Annotated in this window: 14 protein-coding genes; 5 read left to right on the top strand and 9 right to left on the bottom strand. The window is 62.9% G+C overall.

Annotation, left to right across the window (positions count from 1 at the left end; genetic code table 11):
- Window positions 1-73: 73 nt before the first annotated feature.
- Together ADJ95_RS06905 and ADJ95_RS06900 are read right to left on the bottom strand one after the other, a co-directional pair.
- Complete coding sequence (locus tag ADJ95_RS06905; RefSeq protein ID WP_005509183.1) at window positions 74-580, bottom strand: CoA-binding protein; 507 nt, start codon at window positions 578-580, stop codon at window positions 74-76.
- Window positions 580-2,037: an O-acetylhomoserine aminocarboxypropyltransferase/cysteine synthase family protein gene (locus ADJ95_RS06900; RefSeq protein ID WP_049333901.1), complete on the bottom strand. Its 1,458-nt coding sequence runs from the start codon at window positions 2,035-2,037 to the stop codon at window positions 580-582. Before ADJ95_RS06900 ends, ADJ95_RS06905 begins: the two co-directional genes overlap by 1 nt.
- Before the next feature lie 395 nt (window positions 2,038-2,432).
- On the opposite strand from ADJ95_RS06900, the gene ADJ95_RS06895 reads away from it, so the two are divergent.
- A complete protein-coding gene (locus ADJ95_RS06895) occupies window positions 2,433-4,034 on the top strand; it encodes an ATP-binding protein (protein WP_049333899.1) in 1,602 nt (533 codons plus the stop codon).
- A 93-nt stretch (window positions 4,035-4,127) separates the two neighbouring features.
- Here the strand turns inward: ADJ95_RS06895 and ADJ95_RS06890 are convergent, their stop codons facing one another.
- Window positions 4,128-5,027, bottom strand: coding sequence for a YwqG family protein (locus ADJ95_RS06890; RefSeq protein ID WP_049333898.1), 900 nt, complete (start codon window positions 5,025-5,027; stop codon window positions 4,128-4,130).
- Between the two features lie 269 nt (window positions 5,028-5,296).
- Window positions 5,297-6,319, bottom strand: coding sequence for an iron-siderophore ABC transporter substrate-binding protein (locus ADJ95_RS06885; protein WP_065423996.1), 1,023 nt, complete (start codon window positions 6,317-6,319; stop codon window positions 5,297-5,299).
- A 157-nt stretch (window positions 6,320-6,476) separates the two neighbouring features.
- On the opposite strand from ADJ95_RS06885, the gene ADJ95_RS06880 reads away from it, so the two are divergent.
- The 3 genes from ADJ95_RS06880 (at window position 6,477) to ADJ95_RS06870 (ending at window position 9,730) form a co-directional block, all read left to right on the top strand.
- Window positions 6,477-7,724 (top strand): FecCD family ABC transporter permease, encoded by a 1,248-nt coding sequence (locus tag ADJ95_RS06880; RefSeq protein ID WP_049333893.1) that lies wholly within the window; start codon window positions 6,477-6,479, stop codon window positions 7,722-7,724.
- A 40-nt stretch (window positions 7,725-7,764) separates the two neighbouring features.
- Window positions 7,765-8,814 (top strand): FecCD family ABC transporter permease, encoded by a 1,050-nt coding sequence (locus ADJ95_RS06875; protein ID WP_053088820.1) that lies wholly within the window; start codon window positions 7,765-7,767, stop codon window positions 8,812-8,814.
- Window positions 8,815-9,046: 232 nt separating this feature from the next.
- Window positions 9,047-9,730 (top strand): hypothetical protein, encoded by a 684-nt coding sequence (locus ADJ95_RS06870; protein ID WP_049333889.1) that lies wholly within the window; start codon window positions 9,047-9,049, stop codon window positions 9,728-9,730.
- A 66-nt stretch (window positions 9,731-9,796) separates the two neighbouring features.
- Here the strand turns inward: ADJ95_RS06870 and ADJ95_RS06865 are convergent, their stop codons facing one another.
- From ADJ95_RS06865 to ADJ95_RS06845, 5 genes are all read right to left on the bottom strand, one after another.
- Window positions 9,797-10,822: a magnesium and cobalt transport protein CorA gene (locus ADJ95_RS06865; RefSeq protein ID WP_049333886.1), complete on the bottom strand. Its 1,026-nt coding sequence runs from the start codon at window positions 10,820-10,822 to the stop codon at window positions 9,797-9,799.
- A gap of 204 nt (window positions 10,823-11,026) precedes the next feature.
- Window positions 11,027-12,319, bottom strand: coding sequence for an adenylosuccinate synthase (locus tag ADJ95_RS06860; protein ID WP_049333885.1), 1,293 nt, complete (start codon window positions 12,317-12,319; stop codon window positions 11,027-11,029).
- A gap of 225 nt (window positions 12,320-12,544) precedes the next feature.
- Window positions 12,545-13,042, bottom strand: a complete 498-nt coding sequence (locus ADJ95_RS06855) for a DUF4870 domain-containing protein (protein WP_049333883.1) — start codon at window positions 13,040-13,042, stop codon at window positions 12,545-12,547.
- A 174-nt stretch (window positions 13,043-13,216) separates the two neighbouring features.
- Window positions 13,217-13,402: a hypothetical protein gene (locus tag ADJ95_RS06850; protein WP_152691723.1), complete on the bottom strand. Its 186-nt coding sequence runs from the start codon at window positions 13,400-13,402 to the stop codon at window positions 13,217-13,219.
- A gap of 92 nt (window positions 13,403-13,494) precedes the next feature.
- Window positions 13,495-13,926 carry a hypothetical protein gene (locus ADJ95_RS06845; RefSeq protein ID WP_049333879.1) on the bottom strand — a complete coding sequence of 144 codons (432 nt, stop codon included), beginning with the start codon at window positions 13,924-13,926 and terminating at the stop codon, window positions 13,495-13,497.
- A gap of 394 nt (window positions 13,927-14,320) precedes the next feature.
- Here ADJ95_RS06845 and ADJ95_RS06840 point away from each other — a divergent pair, with 394 nt between their 5' ends.
- Window positions 14,321-18,361 carry a S8 family serine peptidase gene (locus ADJ95_RS06840; RefSeq protein WP_053088819.1) on the top strand — a complete coding sequence of 1,347 codons (4,041 nt, stop codon included), beginning with the start codon at window positions 14,321-14,323 and terminating at the stop codon, window positions 18,359-18,361.
- Window positions 18,362-18,500 lie beyond the last annotated feature (139 nt).

Here is an 18,500-nt window from a genome sequence, read left to right as displayed (position 1 = left end):
TCTCCATTCAAACGCTTGCAAGCGCCTGATTTTTGTAATTACAAGCCGCAGCGGCTTACACAGCACAGGCTGCTTACTTCGACAGCACCTGACGCTTCGAAGAAATCACGCCCGTATTGAAACCAGCCAGGTGCAGGCCACCGTGGAAACGCGCATGCTCAATCTTCACGCACTTATCCATCACCACGTTCAGGCCGGCAGCCTCACCAATCGCGGCAGCCTCCTCACTCCAGGAGCCCAACTGCATCCACACGGTCTTCGCGCCCAGATCCACGGCCTCCTGAACCACGCCCGGCAGGTCCTCGTTACGGCGGAAAATCTCCACCAGGTCAGGGACCTCCGGCAGGTCCTGCAGCGACGGGTACACCGGCTGACCCAGCACAAGCTTGCCCTTCGCCGCCAGAATCGGGTTCACAAAATACAGCTTGTACGGCGATGCCGACTGCAGATATGTCGCCACGAAGTAGGAGGCGCGCGAAATCTTATCGCTCATACCCACGATCGCGATGGTGCGGGTATTACGCAGAATGTTCAGACGCTCAGGGGCGGAAGGACCCACCCAGGTACGCTTCTCAGTCATTACTTCTCCTCCTGAGTGGTAGTAGGCAGGGAGCAGGATGCGCCAGCAGCTTCAGCGGCGGCAGCGTCCTCGGCGGCCTTGGCGGCGGCAACCGCCTCCTCGGCCTCCACGAGCTTGTCTGCGCTGGACTCGCCCACACGCTCACCGGCGTGGTTCAGGCCGGTCGCGTAGGTCAGCGCCTGATCCAGGTCCCAGACGATGTCTTCCACGTCTTCCAGACCCACAGAGATGCGGATCAGGTCCTCGCCCACGCCGGCGGCCTCAAGCTGCTCGCTCGAAAGCTGCTGGTGCGTGGTCGAACCCGGGTGCAGAACCAGGGTGCGGGAGTCACCGATGTTCGCCAGGTGGCTTGCCAGCTGCAGCGCACCGATGAACTCGCCACCGACCAGGCGACCCGAGGCCTTCTCGGTGCCCTTCACACCGAAGGAGAACACGGAACCAACACCCAGCGGCAGCAGCTTCTTCGCGCGCTCGTGGTGCGGGTGGTCTTCCAGGCCGGCATAGTTCACGTAGGCGATGCGCTCATCCTCAACCAGCCAGTTGACGATCTGCTTGGCGTTAGCCAGGTGAGCGTCCATGCGCTGCGGCAGGGTCTCGACGCCCTGAAGCAGGTAGAACGCGGCCTGCGGGCTCAGCGACGGGCCGAAGTCACGCAGCTGCTCGGAACGCAGCTTGGTGAGGAAGCCGTACTCGCCGAAGTTACCCCACCAGGACACGCCGTTGTAGGAGGGCACGGGCTCGGTCATGGACGGGAAGTTGCCGTTGCCCCAGTTGAAGCGGCCGGACTCGACGACGACACCGCCGAGGGTGGTGCCGTGGCCACCCAGGAACTTGGTGACCGAGTGGATAACGATGTCCGCGCCGTGCTCGAGGGGGCGAACCAGGTAGGGGGTGGAGATGGTAGCGTCCACGACCAGGGGGATGCCGGCCTCGTGGGCGACCTCTGCGAGACCTTCCAGGTCGGCAACCTCGCCGGAGGGGTTGGCGACAACCTCGGTGTAGATTGCCTTGGTGTTCTCGGTCAGCGCCGCCTTGTAGTCGGCGGGGTCGGTACCGGGCACGAAGGTGGTTTCAATGCCGAAGCGGCGCAGGGACACGTCCAGCTGGGTGACGGTGCCGCCGTACAGCTGCGAGGAGGCGACGATGTGGTCGCCCTGCTGGCAGAGCGCCGCGAAGGTGATGAACTCGGCGGCCATGCCGGAGGCGGTGGCCACCGCACCGATGCCGCCTTCGAGGGAGGCGATGCGCTCCTCCAGGGCGGCGACGGTGGGGTTCGACAGGCGCGAGTAGATGTTGCCGTACTTCTGCAGGGAGAAGAGGTTCGCGGCGTCGTCAGCGTCTTTGAAGACGAAGGAGGTGGTCTGGTAGATAGGGACCGCGCGGGCACCGTGCTCGGCGTCGGGGGTACCGCCCGCGTGCAGTGCGCGGGTTCGGAAGCCGAAAGTGTGTTCAGCCATTGGTTTGCTCCTGGTGTATCTGCCCGCCTGTGTGCGGGGAGTCGATAGTGGCTCGACTTTATACTGTGCCACCGGCGCGGGGGTGCACCAAGTGCGGGTACCTATGTGTCGTTTGTTGCGGATTATGACGGGCTGTTTTCGGTGAGGCGGGGCATCATATCAGCCGTCATAACAGAAGTTGTTATGACGATTGTTATGATGCGCGGTCAATGAGACCGATGGAAACACCCGGTTTTAGCCTGCAATTCCGGTGTTTTTAAGATTCTAAAAGTGGTGAGAATACCGCATCATAGCAACATCATCGCAGGATCATAACAACATCATCGCAGAACTTGTTATGATGCTGTTATGACGTTGCTATGACGTTCACCAAGAAGTAGCCATCGGGAGCATGCATGGAAACAAACACCGCCGAACTCATCGAAAACCTACGCCGTAGCCAGGCTGAAAACGGGCGAGTAGAAGTCAAAGCTGCAGCTGGCGGGTTCCCCAAGTCCGTTCTTGAAACCGTTAGTGCCTTCGCCAATGGAGACGGTGGCACCATTCTTCTTGGCCTCACCGACCCGGCTGAAGGTCTACAGCCAGTTGAAGGTTTCAACGCACAGGCAGTCCACGACGCATCCGTTGAGGCAATCCGTTCCAAGATCACACCTCGACCCCCGGTAGATATTCAGATTGAGGCGGCAGACGAGCAGCACCGTATCGTGCGCATCGATGTGCTCCCCGGCGACCCGACGCAGAAGCCCTACTACATCGAAGCACACGGCATGTATAACGGCTCCTACCAGCGCGTCGGCGAGGCCGATATTCGCCTCACCAAGTACGAGATTGACCGCCTCCTAGAGAACCGCAGTCAGCCCCGCTACGACGAGGAGCTGGTCAGCGAGGCAAGCTTCAAGGACCTCTCTCCCACCCTTGTGAGTGCCTATGTCGCTCGCCTCCGGGAGGAGCAACCTCGCGTTTTTGCGGCGCTTTCTGACCGTGAGGTTCTTCTGCAGGCACGCATTCTACGCATCGATTCTGAGGGCCGAGAAGTGCCCACTCTTGGGGCGCTTCTCGCCATGGGATCCTACCCGCAGGCGTTCTTCCCGCAGCTGATGATGAGCGTTGTTGTTCTTCCCGGTGAAGAGCTTGGTGAGGTCACTGAGGACGGTCGACGTTTTCTGGACAATCACAGCTGTACCGGGTCTATCCCCTCCATGTTGGATGAAGCTATGGGCGTTTTGGTTCGCAATATGCGCAAAACGTCCACGATGGAGGGCCTCAACAGTAGCGGTATCGGGCGGGTTGAGCGCTACGAGTATCCGCTGGAGGCTATCCGCGAGCTCTTGGTTAACGCTCTCATGCACCGCGACTACTCGCCGGGTGCGCGCGGCTCGCAGGTGCAGGTTGAGCTCTACACCAACCGCCTGGTGGTGCGTAGCCCGGGCGGTATCTACGGTGCTGTGACTATCCGAGATTTTGGTCAGCCCGGTGTTTCTTCAACCCGTAACAGCTACTTGGCAAGTATTCTGACTGATCTGCCCGACCCGGGTACGGGGCGTTTGATTGCAGAGAATAGGGCTTCCGGTATTCCCACGGTTCTGCGCGCGCTGAAGGAGGCGGGTCTACCCGCTCCCCAGTTTGCTGACCGTCTACTCTATGTGCAGGTCACTCTGATGCAGCCCTCGCAGGATGTATCTTCTACGGAACAGAAGACCGCGCCTGAGGATAAGACTCAGCAAGCACCCCATTCCACGGGCAAACATTCAGCCGACGCCGTCGAACCGGCGGGCGCCGATGCGTCGCTTGACGACCTTAGCGAACGCCAGGCTGGTATTGTGCGCGGCCTGCGTTTACAGGGCGAGGCTGTTTCCACGGCGTATATCCAAGAGCATTGGGGTCGGGGCGCTTCACGTACCTCCATTACGAATGATCTGCGCCGTCTTGTGGAGGCGAAGCTGATTGTTCCTACGGCTCCGCCGCGTAGTAAGAACCGTAAGTATCGCGCTGCTTAGACGTGCCCGATAAAAGGTATACAAAAAAGGGGAGGAAAATAGAGCGGTTATTCTCTATTTCCCTCCCCTGCGGCTACTCAGCCAAGACCTTACTTAGCCGCAAGCCCACTCAAAGACGACCTGCGAGAAATCGCGGGCGGCCAGCGCCTCCGGAGTAATCAGCCAGTTCGCCGCACCGGCGTCACCCCACATCACGTACACGCCCTCCTCGGCGTCCTCGCCCCACTCCGATTCGATGGTCAGCAGGTTCACGGTGTGGCCGCGCAACTCCTCGAACTCGTCGCGCGGGTCCTCCTGCACGAACGAGGGGTAGCCACCAATATGCGAGTAATCCCTCTCCTCCGATTCGAAGGGCTCCAGCAGGTTGTAGGAGGCGTCATCGCGTGCGTTCGGTTCCTCGGGCAGCTTCTGGTCCGGGTACATCTCGTCCCAGGCGTCAGCGAACCGGTCGTAGATTTCGAAGCCACCGTCCAGGAAGCCCTGCTCCCAGGCCTCGAAGGCGAGCGCGTACTCGACGACCTCCTCGGCAGTACCCTTGCCGTCACGGCCAAAGGGCCAGCCGCCTTCGTCCCAGTCCACGTTCGGGAACGGGGCATCCGGGTTCGGCTCACCCAACGTCTCGTAGTAGACAATGCGGTGGTTCTTCTGCGAAAGAGGGTTCTCGTAGTCAAAGCCCCACAAGCACTCCTCGTCGTTGGGGTTAATCCAGAACTGCAGCAGACCGGTCGCCGGGTAGATGTCATTCTCGGGCAGGTCGGCGCAGTTAATCTGCGCAATCATGCCCAGCGGTTCACCCTTCTCATTGGTCGGCGCAGACTCCCCAGCGGGCAGATACGGTCGGCCACCAAACTTGGATGCGGTCTGCGGCAAGGGCTCGGCGGGAACGAAGGGCTTTAGGGCAATAGCCTTCTTACGGGCGCCACGCTCGTTGAGTGCGTCGATGACGCGGCGTGCCTGCGCCAGGGTCTCTTCGGAGGGCTTGTTCTTCGGCATTGCGTGCTCGTTTCGTCGGTGAATTAATCGGTGTGGAAGATTCGGTGTATCAGGCGCGGGCAACGGTACCGCTACGCCTTCTACCCCCATTAGACCCTATTTCGGGCGGGCGCGCACCAATTCTGGTCACGAGTGCATCCGGCGGCGACAACCAGGTGCGAAAGCAGGTGCCAAGCGTGCAGAAAGCCCCGCCTCCTCACCCTCATGCGCAGGCATGAGAGGTAAGAATGCGGGGCTTCCCGGCGAATCTCTACGAGAGGCTAGAACCTTTAGAGTGCCTTCTCGATGGTCTCCAGAACACCAAGCGCGGCAGCCGGGCCAGCGTTCAGGAAGAACATGTCAGAATCCACGCTGTGCGCGTGCTTCTCGGTAACAGCCTTGAGGGTGCTCCACAGCGCCTCACCGGTCAGCTTGGACTCGTCGCCGCCCTGCACACCGTAGAACAGGTAGTCGCCGTCAGCCTGGTCAAGCTGCTCGGAGCTCAAGTCGATGGAGGTCTTCTCAACCTGCGCAGCTGCGGGACGTGCCAGGGACGCATCCGCGCAGATGGAGCCCACGAACGAGGACTTCGCGAAGATGCGGGTGCGGTCAGCGGAAGCGTACAGGAAGGAGAAGGTCTTCTCACTGCCAGCCTTCTGACCGACCGACTTCGCCTTGGTGTTGTACTCCTCCATGAGCTTCTCAGCCTTCTCGGTGGTGCCCAGCGCGGCGGCAATCAGCAGGAAGTCCTGCTTCCAGTTGACGCCGGTGCCCTCGGTGACCACGGTCGGCGCGATTTTCGCGAGGGACTCGTACAGCTCGCCCTTCTTGTTGGTGTTGTTGATGAGGATCAGGTCGGGCTTGAGGTTTGCGATGGCCTCAACGTCCGGGTCGGTGCGCTTGCCGACCTTAGCAATCTTGTCGAGCTCTGCGGACTTATCGGAGAACTTAGTCTTCAGGTAGGTGGGGACCAGGTCGGCGTCACCGGCGGTTGCTGCGCCGACCGGCACGACGCCCAGGGAGAGCACGCCGTCGAGCTGACCGGTGGAGAGAATCACGACCTTGGAGGGTGCGGATTTGATGGTGGTTTCACCGCGGAAGTGCTTGACGGTGCGGGGGAATTCGCCGTCAACGGTGGTGGTGCCCATGCCGGAGGGCAGGGCGGAGGGTGCCACCTTCTTACCGGTCGCAGAAGCAGACGCGGAGGAGGAAGAGCCGGAAGTGTTGGAGGAGCCGCATGCCGCCAGGGCGAGGGCGCCGAAGGAGCCGAGTGCGAGTGCGCCGAAGGAGCGGCGGGTGATCTTATTTGTCATATTTGCCATGCATATTAGGATAGCCTCATCTAAACCTGTAGGATACTAAAGGGCTCAGATTTTATTGCATATCTCACGTTTAGGACTGCCTGAACATCGTAATAATTCACCCTCACCTCCTGTACGGTAACCGCACGACAACCCACAAGCAGCCACGATGACACCACAGAACACCGCAGCCACCCCGGCAAGCGCCCCCGCGCGCACCACGGCCTACCGCGCCGCCCCCAGCAAGGAATCCATCGCGGCGGTTCGGGCGCTCTCCGGCTCCTCCGACCAGCTCGGCGGCAAGAACGGTAAGGGGCCGTCTATCTCGCGCGTCACCATCGCGCTCATCCTCGGATGCCTGCTGCTCGTGTTCCTCTGCGCTCTCTCCTTCGCGGTGGGTTCGCACATGTTCGCTCTGGATAGGTCCGTCGATGGCTTCCTGAAACCGGACGCGAACACCATCGAGTCCAAGCTCATCTGGGCCAAACGCGCACCGCGCACCGCCGCGGCGCTGCTGGTGGGTGCGGCCCTGGCGGTATCGGGCGTGCTCATGCAGGCGCTGAGCCGCAACCCGCTGGCCGAGCCGGGCCTGCTGGGCGTGAACTCGGGTGCGGCCGCCTCCGTGGTCGTGGGCGTGGGTGTCTTCGGAGTGTCCTCCCCATTCGTGCAGCTGTGGCTGGCCTTGCTGGGTTCCGGCGTGGCCGCAACCCTCGTCTTCATGATGGGCCTGGTCGACTCCAAACCCAACCTGGACTCGACGGCCCGTCTCGTGCTGACCGGCGTGGCGGTCAACGCCTGCCTGGGAACCGTTACCGGCGTCATCACGATGTTTAACTCCAAAGCCTTCGACTCGCACCGCTTCTGGGTGGTCGGCTCCCTGGAAAACCGCACCTTCGAGCAGGTGCTCTCGGCCCTGCCGTTCGTGGCGGTGGGCCTGGTGCTTTCCTTCATGCTGATCGGCCCGCTGCGCGCGCTGGCTCTCGGTGAGGATGCGGCCGCCGGCCTGGGCGTGCCCGTCACCTTGGTGCGCGCCGCGACCATCATGGCCATCATGGCGCTCTGCGGCGCCTCGACCGCAATCGCCGGCCCCATCGGCTTCGTGGGTCTGGTTGTGCCCCACGTCATCCGCCTGCTGGCCGGCGCCGATATCGGGCGGGTGCTACCGCTCTCGCTCGTGTACGGCCCGGCGCTCGTGCTCGCCGCCGATATTCTAGGCCGCGTGCTGGTTGTGCCCAGCGAGCTTGAGGTGGGCATCGTGACCGCGTTCATCGGCGCACCCGTGCTCATGCTCCTGGTGATGCATCTGAGCACCGGTCCGAGGGGCGCGAAGAAGAGCCGCATGGGCGCGAAGGCGCAGGCCCACGACGAGGCGGGCCCCGCCCACTCCCCCGAGCACGGCCACAGCCCCGTATTCTAGACTCCCGTTTGGCGCAACGATTTAGCGTGGTGAAAGACGTATGAGCACTGTTTCAATGTCCTCCCGCACTGCGGGCGGGCGCATCCGCATCCCGGGACGCTACCGCACCCCGATTCCCCGCACCCTGCTGGTGGTGGCACTCATTCTGGTGGTGGCCGCCGCATCCCTGATCTACGGGAGCTACGAGATGACCCCCGAGCAGGTCTTCCGCCTGATATTCCAGGGCGAGGGAACCGAGATTGAGCGTCAGCTGGTGCTCAATCAGCGACTGCCCCGCATGCTCGCGGCCCTTGTCGTGGGTGCGGCCCTGGGCCTGTCGGGCGCGATTTTCCAGTCGGTGTCGCGCAATGCTCTGGGTTCGCCGGATATTATCGGCTTCACGGTGGGCTCCGCGACCGGCGCCCTGTCGGTGGTGCTCATCGGCCCGTTGGCCGCAACCGGCGTGGGCATGGGCATGGGCGCCATCCTGGGTGGTTTCGTGACGGCGGCCGTGGTGATGCTATTGGCCGGCCTGGGCGGCGGCGCCACGATGGGTCAGAAGATGGTGCTCATCGGTATCGCGGTGAGCGCGATGCTCAGCTCCGTGAACGACTACCTGATTACGCGCGGCGACCTGGAGAAGGCCGAAGCCGCGAAGACCTGGCAGCACGGTTCGCTCAATGCCATCTCGTGGGGGCAGATGGAGGTGCAGTCCGTCATCCTGGTGATTGCGATTCCCCTGATTTTGATGCTGACGCGCCGCCTGCGCACCCTGGAGCTCGGCGACGACCTGGCGGCGGGTCTGGGCCTGCCGGTCAGGAGGAGCGTGAACCTGCTGGTGGCCGCCGCCGTGTTGCTGGTGGCTATTGCGATTTCCGTCGCGGGCCCGATTGGCTTCCTGGCGCTGATTGCCCCGCAGCTGGCGCGCCGCTTCTGGCGCACGCCGGGCACGGCCATGTGGCATTCGGCCCTGATGGGTGCGGCAATCCTGGTGCTGGCCGATTTTGTGGCGGCCCGCGCGCTGGCGCCCTTCCAGATTCCAGTGGGCCTGGTGACGGGTGCGATTGGTGGCCTGTATATGCTGTGGTTGCTGAACCGTCAGCGCCACTAGCCTTCGCCGCAAACCACGAACCTGTAACGCGCCGCCGGGTGCCTCTCAGCGAGGTGCCCGGCGGCGCGTTAAATATTTTCTAGATTTACCCGGGGGTAAAACAAAGAACGCTTATCGTGTCAGGGGTCGCTCATAGAGTGTAGGTGTTGGAAGGGACGATCCTTCCGGCCGAGCACACCGCCTCCCGCGGTGTTGCCAGCGGATTAATTCAGCATCTACGGAAGGAACGGTCATGGAAAACACCACTCGCGAGGGCCAGTACGCACAGGCGCAGATTTCTTGCACTGCCGATGAGCAGCTTCGTCGTGATGAAGAGTTCAACTGGCTGATGCAGTGCGGCACCGTGGTGCGTATGGAACGCTTCGAGGTGGAGGAGTTCCGCACCGTTCTGGAACAGCTGGTTGCCGAAGGTTCGTGCTTCCGTACCGCGCCGGTATCTTCCACTATGGGCCGCGTGATGCGTCAGCTGACTCAGGGTGCTTCCGGTTACGAGGCGAACCTGACTGAGCTTCGTGCGGCAGCGCAGAACGCTCTGCTGTTCGTGTTCCCCCTGGAGAAGGACCTGGAGATGTGCCTGCGTTTTGAGCGCGTGCAGGGTACCGGGCTGGCGCTGACCCGCCTGGGCGTGAGCCCGGTCAATGGTGACCTGTGGGTCAAGCACTGGGCCATGCGTTCTCTGGAGTGCACCGATGCGGTATTCGCGGTGGAATCCGCTCCGGGTGCCTGCAATTTTGAGCTGCGCCGCAAGACGTTCTACGCGATGCTTTCGATGGTTGAGCTGTCGACCTTGGGTCTGGCGGCTGAGCCGAAGGACTTCTCCATGTTCGACGACCCGAAGGCTGTGTGCACGAAGTTCAAGCGTGAGCGCCGCGATTGCCGCCGCGCGATGCGCGCCCAGTACGACCGCGCCGCGTAAGGCATGTGTGTATGCCCTACTCGGCATACGCGTTCAAAGGCCTAGCCAGTGCCGTTTTGTGGACTGTTAGAGCCACTTATTCTTCTTGAAGAACCAGTAGAGGAGCAGACAGGAGACCAGCATCAGCAGCAGGGCTGCGGGGTAGCCGAACTCCCACTTGAGCTCGGGCATAACCTCAAAGTTCATACCGTACACCGAGCCAACGATAGTGGGCACCATGAGGAGTGCCGCGTAGGCGGAGATTCGTTTGGTGTCGTCGTTCTGTTGCTGGCCGAGCAGGGTGTCGTGCACGCGCAGGGCGTTTTCGAGGGAGCTGCGAAGGTCTTCGAGGCGTTCTTTTGTTTGGGTTACGTGGTCGAGCACGTTGCGGAACTGGCGGGCCAGCTCCACGGCCTCGTCTTCAACCTCGCCCTGGCTCGCGCCCGGGTAGGGGGACGGGTCGAGCGCGCCGGTGCGTAGGCCTTCAATGATGCGACCCATCATCGGTTCGAGGGGTCGGCAGGCTCGCTGAAAGTCGATGACCTGGTTGAGCAGCTCGTAGATGCGCTGGGCGAGGGAGTTGGCGTCTCGCCGCTCGTTGGTGGAGAAGAGGATGTCTTCAATCTCGTCGTTGTCGTTCTCGAGTCCCTCGAGCACGGGGGCGTACCTGTCGACAGTGCTGTCGAGGATGCGGTGCAGCAGTCGGGCGGGGGATGCATCGGGGGTGGCGTAGAGCAGGTTGAACTTGTCGTTGATGCGCTGTTCGTCGCGAACGAGTGCGAGGGTGTAGCGGGGGCCAGTGAAGAGGTGCAGTTCGCTAAGACGCACTTCTTCTTCTTTGTCGAGGTAGATGGCGGGGCGGATGACCGCGAAGAGGGAGTCTCCGTAGCGTTCGAGCTTGGCGCGCTGGTGGCCGCGGGTGGCGTCTTCGATGGCGAGTTCGTGCAGGTTGAAGGTTTTTTGCAGGGCGTGTAGTTCGTGGATGTCGGGGTTGGCGTATCCGAGGGCTACGGCGGTGTTCTTGTCCGCGTAGGCGCGGAGGGTTTCTTCCTCGGTGGCACCCAGCTGAGGGCGGTCCGAGCTCGGGTAGATAGCTCCGGTGATATAGGACATCGTTTTTCTCCTCTGAACGCACTAGCACCACTTTTGTGGCCCTTACCCAGCATACGGGATGCACCTCTCCGCAGTCACCCGCAGGCGCCTCCCACCCGCCATGTGATAAGTCTCCGATCACGCTCCTGTCGATAGTATGGGAAAGCCCCCGGAAGACACCTATAAGGTAGCCTCCGGGGGCTTTCGCGTATTGAGCTTTTGAGCTTAGTCTTCGTTGATGAGGTCGCGAACCACAATGGTCTGGTCGCGGTCCGGGCCCACACCAATCGCGGAAATACGGCAGCCAGAGAGCTCCTCCAGCTTCAGCACGTACTTGCGGGCGTTCTCGGGCAGCTCATCCAGGCTCTTCGCATCCGAAATGTTTTCGGTCCAGCCGTCAAAGTACTCGTAAATCGGCTTGGCGTGGTGGAAATCGGTCTGGGTCATCGGCATCTCGTCGTGACGCACGCCGTCCACATCGTAGGCCACGCAGACCGGAATCTTCTCCAGGCCGGTCAGCACGTCCAGCTTGGTGATGAACAGGTCGGTGAAGCCGTTGATGCGCACGGCCTGGCGTGCCAGCACGGAATCGTACCAGCCGCAGCGGCGGGGGCGGCCGGTGTTCACACCGAACTCGCCGCCGGTGGTGCGCAGGTAGTCGCCCATCTCATCGAACAGCTCGGTCGGGAAGGGGCCGGCACCCACGCGGGTGGTGTACGCCTTCTGGATACCGATTACGCGGGTGATGCGGGTCGGGCCCACACCCGAACCCACGCAGGCGCCGCCGGCGGTCGGGTTCGAGGAGGTCACGAACGGGTAGGTGCCGTGGTCCACGTCCAGGAAGGTGGCCTGGCCGCCCTCCATCAGCAGGGTCTTACCCTCGTCCAGCGCCTTGTTCAGCAGCTGGGTGGTGTCCACGATCATGGGCTTGAGGCGCTCGGCGTAGGACATGAAGTACTCGACGATTTCCTCAACCTCAACGTGGCGGCGGTTGTAGACCTTCACCAGCAGCTGGTTCTTCTGGCGCAGCGCGCCCTCAACCTTCTGGCGCAGGATGGATTCGTCGAGGATGTCCTGCACGCGCACGCCGAGGCGGCCAACCTTGTCCATGTAGGCGGGGCCGATACCGCGGCCGGTGGTGCCGATGGCGCGCTTGCCGAGGAAGCGCTCGGTCACCTTGTCCATGGTCTGGTGGTAGGGTGCCACCAGGTGCGCGTTAGCGGAAATCTTCAGGCGGGAGGTGTCAGCGCCGCGGGCCTCGAGGCCTTCGATCTCTGCGAAGAGAGCCTCGGGGTTCACGACCACGCCGTTACCAATCACGGGGACGGCGTTGTCGCTCAGAATACCGGCGGGCAGCAGCTTCAGCTCAAACTTCTGGCCGTTCACCACCACGGTGTGACCGGCGTTGTTACCGCCGTTGGGCTTGACCACGTAGTCTACGCGGGGGCCGAGCAGGTCGGTAGCCTTGCCCTTACCCTCATCGCCCCACTGGGCGCCCACAATCACGACAGCTGACATTTTGTGCTCCTTGAAAGCTTCGAAGAGACGCACCGGATTTCACGGCGCGGCGGCGTCCCATCATCCGTAGAGTGAATGTGGAGTGAATAGGCACACCTCTTCCCATGATACCGTGCCGTTCCCTTTAAGTCCCGTGTGAACGGTCAACAGGCGTGCCATACCCGGGCACAGCAACGCCCCCATCCGATATTCGGGCGGGGGCGCTACCGGTATAAGCCGTGAAGACTACTTGATGATCTTGATGAAGGTCATCGGGTACTCGTACAGGTCGCAGCGAGCGGCTGCGACGGCGGCCAGCGAGTGGAAGACGACCATCAGGATGGTCACCACCGCGGGCACCACCCACAGGATGAGGCCGAGGATGCCGAAGGTCAGCACAATCGCCAGCCAGGCGGCGGCGCTAATGACCCACAGGGAGAAGTTGAAGTTGAACGCGCGGCGGGCGGATTCCTTCGTGAAGTTGTAGCCGGGCTTGTCCTTGTAGATGAACCACATCACGAGCGGAGCAATCACGCTCAGGGTTGAGAAGGACAGCAGCGAGAGAATGGCCGAGGCCAGGTGGGCCAGAATCGCCATGTTCTTATCGTCCGCCGAGGAGGGGGCGAGAGTGTAGGAATCCTGCGGGTAATAGTTCTGCTGGTAACCGGCCTGGTAGTTCGGCACCTGCTGGCCATAGGGAGGCTGCTGGGGTTGGTTGTACTGGTCGTCGGGATACTGCGACATTGTCTTCGTTCTTTCTTTAATCAATGAGCGAATACGGCGGGGAGGGGCGCCCATCCGGTGCCCCCGGAGCCCTTATGATGCCTCCACCCTATCAGCGCAAGGTAAATAGAGCGTTAACCTCGGTGGGATGGCGGATAAAAACTTCACGGCTCGCCGGGTTTGCGGTCTGCGGGGTTAGCCGATATACACGGGGTAGTACCAGAACGCGGGGGCATCCTCGGCGTTCCAGCGCTGTTCCCTCACCTCGGAGTATTTCTTGCACACCTTGCTGATGGCCATAATCAAGAAGACGAACCAGAGAATCACCGGAATACCGTAGGTGCCCAGCGCCAGAATGGCCCCAAGAAAGGAGAGTGACACGGCCGCCTGATTATCAAAGGGATAGATGATCAAAGCGTCAATCAGCGGGTTGCAGAAGACTACGATGGCGAAAAAGAGCCATGCGCCGCGGGTTATTTCCCAGGTGGTGGGGCGCCGTCGGGGTACAGCGCATCCACCTCGCGAATATAGCCGACCGTTCCTTCCGGTAACCGCTGGTTGGTGGCGGCGCCGGGGCCCTTCATGGCGCTCTCGGGGGCGGGGCGGGTGCCCGGAATATCCTGAATGTGCATCCGCTGGAGGGAGGGGTCGGGCGTGCCAAAGATTGGCGTGGGCGTCACCTTGAGGGTGGGGGTGTAAGAGTAGACTCCCGGCTCCCGCTCCGGCGCGCTCTCGGCGGTCGGTAATGCGGTGTTCTCCGAGGCTTGCTGCGGGGAAGCTTCGGCCGGGGCCTCGCCATTCCCCAGGGAGATGTTCATGTAGCTCGGAACGGGCAAGGAGTCATCCCACAGGGGCTGGTAGGACTCTTGCTCTTTTCGCGACTGTTGCGAAGCGTGCTCGGTCATCGCAATCTCCTTCGGCGGTGGTCGTAACTTAATCCTATCCCTGCCACGTGTTTGCGCAGGTGGAACACTTTTTAGTGCGCGTATATTACGCGGATCCATCGGATCCAGAACGCGAACGCCGGAGGCGGGCTCCCCGCCCGGCCCCGGTTCCCTTCGACACCGACGGTTCTTCTTTCACCATCCCACACGGACCTGGCAGAACTCTCAATGTTCACAATGTGTCATGAGAGTCTATTTTGTGGCGCGCACAACCGAAAATCCCTTTATCAACCCCTTAAAGGTGTATTGTGGTTCACATCTGAGGGTTTATTCTCAGGTATAACCTGCGGGACAACCCGCACCATATTCACAAACGCCTCCCAGAAACACCACAGGAGCCAAGCAAAGGAGCACCGTGACCACCACCGACTCCCCCACCCCGCGTGCACCACGTCGGCGCACGCAGACCCGCCGCAGGGTCTACAGCGGCGTCCTCACCCTCAGCATGGCGCTGAGCCCCCTGGCCGCACTCGGCGGCACCGCCCAGGCCGCCGAAGACCCCGACGCAATCAAGCAGCAGGTCATCAGTGACAGCATGAAGAACGCCAGCGGCACCGTGACCGCCTTCGTCCGCTTCAAGGGTAAGGGCGCCTTTGAACAGACCCAGCCCGCAGGCGTACGCGCCGGCACGCAGGCACCCGTCAACACCAGCTCACAGGTGCAGGCCATCGCCTCGCAGGTGCAGAGCCAGGCACAGCAGGTCAGCAGCCAGTCCGGCGCGCAGGTCCTCTACACCACCCACAACGCAGTACGCGGCGTGGCAGTGCGCGGTGACGCAGAGTCCATTAGGGCACTCGCCAGCCGCTCCGACGTGGAGAAGATCTCGCCCATCCTGCCCAAGTACCGCCAGAACGCGGGTGCCGCCATTGACGCGGGCTCCCTCGCCACCTGGACCGGCACCACCAACCCCGCCGGCGCGGGCGGATACACCGGCAAGGGCGTGAAGATCGCCGTCATCGACTCCGGCATCGACTACACCCACACCGACTTCGGCGGTAGCGGCAAGCTCGAAGACTATGAGAAGGCATCCAAGCTCACCGAGCTGCCCTCCGCAGACTCCGGGCTCATCAACCGCACCAAGGTTGCTGGCGGCTACGACCTCGTCGGTGACGCCTACGACGGCAGCAACACCGCAACCCCCGACGGCAACCCGCTCGACTGCACCACCGGCGGCCACGGTACCCACGTGGCGGGCACCGCAGCGGGCTACGGCGTGAACGCCGACGGCACCACCTTCACCGGCGACTACAGCAAGCTCACCGCAGAGCAGCTCAAGACCATGAAGATCGGCCCCGGCGTCGCCCCCGACGCTGAAATCTACGCCTTCCGCGTCTTCGGCTGCAGCGGCAGCACCAACGTGGTGATCGAGGCGCTCGACCGCGCCCTCGACCCCAACGGTGACGGCGACTTCTCCGACCGCGTGAACGTGGTCAACATGTCCCTCGGCGGCGAATTCTCCCCGCAGGACGACCCCGAAGCCTACGCCGTTGACGCGCTCACCCGCGCCGGCGTGCTCTCCGTGATCTCCGCGGGTAACGCCAACGACTACAGCCTGCGCGGCGACACCTACTCCAACTCCGGTCACCCCGCCACCGCAGCCAGCGCAATCACCGTAGCTAACGCCTACGGCTCCACCCGCGCCGTGGATGCGGCAGAACTGACCGACCCCGCCACCGGCACCACCCGCAAGGTACGCGGCGACTACAGCGTCTCCTACCCCTGGGCACAGGCAGGTAGCAAGGAATTCACCGGTGAACTCACCGCAATCTCCGAGAACAACCGCTACGCCTGCAACGCCCTCAGCGCCGACGAAGCGGCAGCTGTAAAGGGCAAGTGGGTGCTCATCGACTGGGCTAAAGATGACGGTGAACTCGCCTGCGGCTCCAAGGTGCGCTTCGACAACCTGCAGGCGGCAGGCGCCAAGGGCGTGCTGCTTGCAGGCAATGACGAGGAGCCCGGCCTGGGTATTGCCGGTAACGAGACCCTGCCCGGTTTCCGCCTGGCAGCATCCGCCGCTAAGGACCTGCGTGCACAGATCACCGCAGCAGAAGCGGCAGGTAAGCCCCTGACCGTGCGCCTCGGCAACGAGCTGAAGTCCTCCCTGCGCGTGGACACCGATAAGCTGGATCAGCTGAACCCCATGAGTGCCCGCGGTTTCCACGGCAGCTATGGCTACACCAAGCCCGACATTGCGGCGCCCGGTTCGTACATCACCTCCGCGGCGGTGGCGACCGGTAACGGCTCCGTGACCTTCAGCGGCACCTCCATGGCCGCCCCCTACGTGACCGGTTCCGCGGCCCTGGTCATTCAGAGCCACCCGAGCTACACCCCCGCACAGGTCAAGTCGGCCCTCGTCAACACCGCAACCCACGATGTGCGCACCGAATCCGGTGACGTCTACGCGGTGGACCGCGTGGGTGCCGGACGCGTGGACACCCTTGCGGCTGTGCAGTCGAAGTCCCTGGCCTACAACGCCCAGAGCCCGAACACGACCTCGGTGAGCTTCGGCGTGCTCGAGTACGCCCCGGATGCCGGCGTTCAGACTCTCACCCGCGAGGTGACGGTGGAGAACACCGATTCCGCCGCGCACACCTACGCGCTGTCCTACGCCCCCAGCACCAATATTCCCGGAGTGGAATACTCGTTCCCCGAGTCCGTGACGCTGGCACCCGGTGAAACCAAGAACTTCACCCTGAGCGTGCGCATCGACCCGTCCAAGCTGGAAAAGACCCGCGACCCCGCGGCAGACGTCACCCAGAACGCGACCGACTACTACACCGGCGTTGAAACCGTGCCGGCGCAGTACCGCCAGTACATCGCCAGCGCCTCCGGCCGACTCGTTCTCGCCGAGGACAACGGCCAGAACCTGCGCGTGCCCATCCACGTGGCCCCCAAGTCCGTCAGCACCATGCACGCCGCCGACCGCACCCTGACCTTCTCTCAGAAGCCCTCTAGCGAAGAGGCTCAGAAGGCAGACACCGGCTGGCAGAAGACCCCCGTCGCCCTCAAGGGCACCGAGGTCAACAAGGGCGGCTACCGCTCCCTGCTCGGCGCCTTCGAGTACGGTGCGAGCGTGGACCGCGTGGCCCCCACCTCCCTGTCGCTGAACAGCAACGTCAAGGCGAACCTGCAGTACGTGGGTGCTTCCTCGGATGCTCCCGCGCTGAAGGCAGCCGGCGGTAACGCCGACGACGGTACCCTGCGCTTCGGCATCTCCACCTGGGCCAACTGGGATGTTGTCTCCTACGAGAACACCTTCACCGTGGAGATTGACACCGACGGCAACAACCGCGCCGACTACAAGCTGGTCACCGACCGCGCCAAGGGCCTGGACTTCCCGCTGGTTCGCCTCTACGGCTACAAGAACGGTAGCCTCGTCGAGCTCGCCTACTACCCGCTCAACGGCGCCTGGGGCGATACGGACACCAACATGATGGACACCAACACCCTCGTGATGGGTGCACCCCTCAAGGACCTGGGCCTGACCAGCGCCAACAACCCGGACATCCAGTACCGCGTCAGCGCCACCACCCAGTACGAGTGGGGCAACGTCAGCGAAACCGGCTGGATCAAGTACCGCCCCTTCAGCCCCAAGCTGTGGTTCAGCGGCGACTCCTCCTCCGTGGCAGGCCTCTTCCCGGACGCCCCCGGTAGCTCCCTTGAGGCGCACCGCTCCGCCGACGCCCTCCCCGCGCTCGGCGAATCCGGCACCCCCGCAAAGGCACTGCTGCTGCACCTGCACAACGGCACCGGCGACCTCTCGGGCGTGAACGGCGCAACCGGCGACCGCGCCGAGGTGCTGAACGTCAAGGAACAGCAGGACGAGTACATCACCCCGTCCCGCTTCACCGACGTGAAGTCCGGTGACCAGTTCTACACCGAGATTTCGTGGCTGGCTCAGCGTCGCATCACCACCGGCTACCCGGACGGCACCTACCGCCCGTTGGAGTCCGTTGAGCGCGGCGCGATGGCGGCGTTCTTCTACCGCATGGCAGGCTCGCCGCAGTTCACCGCCCCGAGCACGCCCAGCTTCTCGGATGTGCCGACCACCCACCCCTTCTACAAGGAGATTGAGTGGATGAAGGCCCGCGGCATCACGACCGGCTGGTCGGACGGCACGTTCCGCCCGAACGCACCGGTCAACCGCGATGCGATGGCGGCGTTCTTCTACCGCTACGCCGGCTCGCCGCACGTTGATCTGCCCGTGACCAGCCCGTTCAAGGATGTGCCCGCCGATAGCCAGTTCTATCGCGAAATCACCTGGCTGGCATCAACCGGCATCAGCACCGGTTGGCCCGACGGCACCTACCGCCCGGTGACCCCCATCGCCCGCGATGCGATGGCGGCGTTCATCTACCGCTACAGCGAGAAGGTGGCGAACCTCGCCGGACGCTAGACGGTAGCTAACCGGTAGCGAATGGTTCGGGTCCCCCTCCCACCTCCTGCATGGGGTGGGAGGGATACCTGGAACCGGCAGGGTCCGGGGCCTGAAAATCCCGGAACCTCTCAAGTTTTGGTGGCGGTTTCACCGGCGG

Source organism: Rothia mucilaginosa (assembly GCF_001061665.1).
Taxonomy (GTDB): domain Bacteria; phylum Actinomycetota; class Actinomycetes; order Actinomycetales; family Micrococcaceae; genus Rothia; species Rothia mucilaginosa_A.
This window is presented reverse-complemented; position numbering and strand designations above follow the sequence as displayed.